At 36.8% G+C, this 2,271-nt stretch carries 1 protein-coding gene and 1 pseudogene; both read right to left on the bottom strand.

Annotated elements, in window-relative coordinates; genetic code table 11:
* Nucleotides 1-180 (bottom strand): annotated as a pseudogene (locus HCCG_RS12700) (MBOAT family O-acyltransferase); the annotation flags it as partial.
* Entirely contained in the window at nt 177-2,264 is a 2,088-nt protein-coding gene (locus HCCG_RS12705; RefSeq protein ID WP_326544427.1) for an MBOAT family O-acyltransferase, read from the bottom strand. The pseudogene HCCG_RS12700 and the gene HCCG_RS12705, both read right to left, overlap by 4 nt.
* Between the last annotated feature and the right edge of the window lie 7 nt (nt 2,265-2,271).

The following is a 2,271-nucleotide window of genomic DNA, read 5'->3' on the forward strand; positions in this document are numbered from 1 at the left end:
CCAGCACAGCACCGCATAGATTCTAGTTTTCATAAAGCGTGTATATACATTCTTAGAATCCAAACGCCCTGCTTTATCACTACAAGCACAATCTTTTACTTTAGAATCTAATCTCTTGTATAAGAGCATATAGATTCTATGCACCACCATTGCCAACCCGTGCAAACTCCCCCATATCACAAAGCCCCAGCCAGATCCGTGCCAGATTCCCTTAAAAATGCCACGATAAAAAGATTTCTAAGTGTAAGGAGATTATTTATAGTGGTATAGAATCTGCTTTGTTTATGAGCTAGATTTTGATTACCCCCTAATGGAATATATAAATACTCTTTTAAGAATCTCCCCAAAGTGATATGCCACTTTCTCCAAAATGTAGCGATATTTAATGCCTTATAGGGCGAATTAAAATTGATAGGTAACACAATGCCAAAAAGCAACCCCAAGCCTATCGCCATATCACAATAGCCACTAAAATCAAAATAGAGCTGAAAGGTATAGCTTAAGCTTGTAGCCCAAGATTCAAAAAGATTGAGAATGCTCCCACTCTCCACTGCACTAAATCCAGCATTCGCCCACTTTGCAAAGCTATCAGCAATGACTACTTTTTTAAATAAGCCAATGGAAAAGATGAAGAGTCCTTTAGCGATGTATCCCCAATTTATTATGCTAGGCGTTGTCTTTGTGCGAAAAAGCAGGGAGTTTGTGGTTTGCTGCGTCAATAGACTCCTAGTCTTATCTCCTTGCCAACCACTGCACAACCCTGCTTTTTCATCGCAAATACTTCCGCCTGTAAGTTGTTTAGATTCTAGACTTTGTGGAATCTTAGAATCTACTTTTCGCACTTGTTTTTCTTCTTCAAGGATTCTAGGAATTGCGGTGGGGCTGTGGGAGCTTTGCGGATTTTTGCAAAGGTTAGCGAACTTGGCGTTCGTGCCTTTGCAAAAATCCGCAACACTGTCGCATTGCCCACCCAAGACCGAATCCCCTCTATTCATCGCATAAAATTGTGGCATCATTTCTTTATGATGCACAATAGGTCCAGCGATGAGTTGTGGAAAAAATGTGATAAATAGGCAATAGTCTAAAAAATTGATATGTGGAATTTCTTTAAAAGATTCAGCTTTACTAGAATCTAGCATTGTCTTTTGATATTTTGCATTAGCAAAATCCATACAATCAATGTTGCACACTTTGCGTGTATTCCTGCTCTCGCCCGCTTCGTGGTGCATAAAATCGGATTCAAAGGGGGCAGTAGTGTCCCCCGCCGATTTTATGCTAGAAGCGGAAATGGCGAGGCTCTCCCCTTGATTGCAAAAAAGAAAAGCGGTCGCTTTGCTTTTTTGGGCTAAGGGGAGCGGGGAGAGGATAAACCTTTTTTCTTTTGCGGTGGTTGTAGATAAAGTAGTTTGCGTTAGAGAATGCTGAGATTCTCTATTGTTTTTTACATTAGATTCTAAGTCTTTAAATTCTTCCCTCTCTTTACTTTGCTTATAACAATCCACTAAAAACGCAATTTGTTGAAAGGTTACAAATGATAAGGCTAAAGGCAAAAGAATATGAGGCAATGGAATAGCAAAGTCTAAATGTAAAAGTTGCGTAAAAAGATTAAAATTTTCTAAGAAAAAGTCAGTATATTTAAATATACCAAGTAAGCAAAGATTAAAGATAATGCCAAGGGTTAAAAATGTTTTAGGAGAAAAGGTGCAAAAAGAAAATAAACCAAAGAAAGTAAAGTTGTGAGAAAGAGAATTTAACTTATCCCCCCCCCCGTTAAAATCTACACTTATTTGCTCTCTCACATATAAACTTTTTAAAATACCTTTGGCTAAAAAATAATTCACAAGTATTGAGCCAAGTAATATGGGGAGATAAATAAGCTTCCAATACGCATAGAAAAATAAACTTGCTACAACCAAAAAGCCTTTAGCAAGATTCATATAGTGTGTGGAAGCTAATCTTTTAGAGGCTTGTGTGCTAGAATCTATGGCTTTAAACTTTATCTCTTTAGATTCTAATGTTTTGGATTTTAATTCTTTAGATTCTAGCTTTTTAGATTTGCAATGAGAATCTTGCCCTTTAGATTCTAAACTCTTAGAATCTAAGTAATGAGATTGTGTTTGCTTAAGCATTTGCCTAGAATCTACTTGTTTAGATTCTATATATTCTTGTTCTGCTTGTCTTATGCTTAATGCCTTTAGGATATGAAACACAACCCAAACAATAGGCAAAAAGCAAAAGATAAAAAGATAGGAGTTGAAGAGCATTTAGATT

The sequence above is a fragment of the Helicobacter cinaedi CCUG 18818 = ATCC BAA-847 genome (assembly GCF_000155475.1).
Lineage (GTDB): Bacteria > Campylobacterota > Campylobacteria > Campylobacterales > Helicobacteraceae > Helicobacter_C > Helicobacter_C cinaedi.

Bases quoted from the DNA above. Each gene is read 5' to 3' on its own strand.
- HCCG_RS12705 (WP_326544427.1), bottom strand. From the start codon at position 2,264: ATGCTCTTCAACTCCTATCTTTTTATCTTTTGCTTTTTGCCTATTGTT.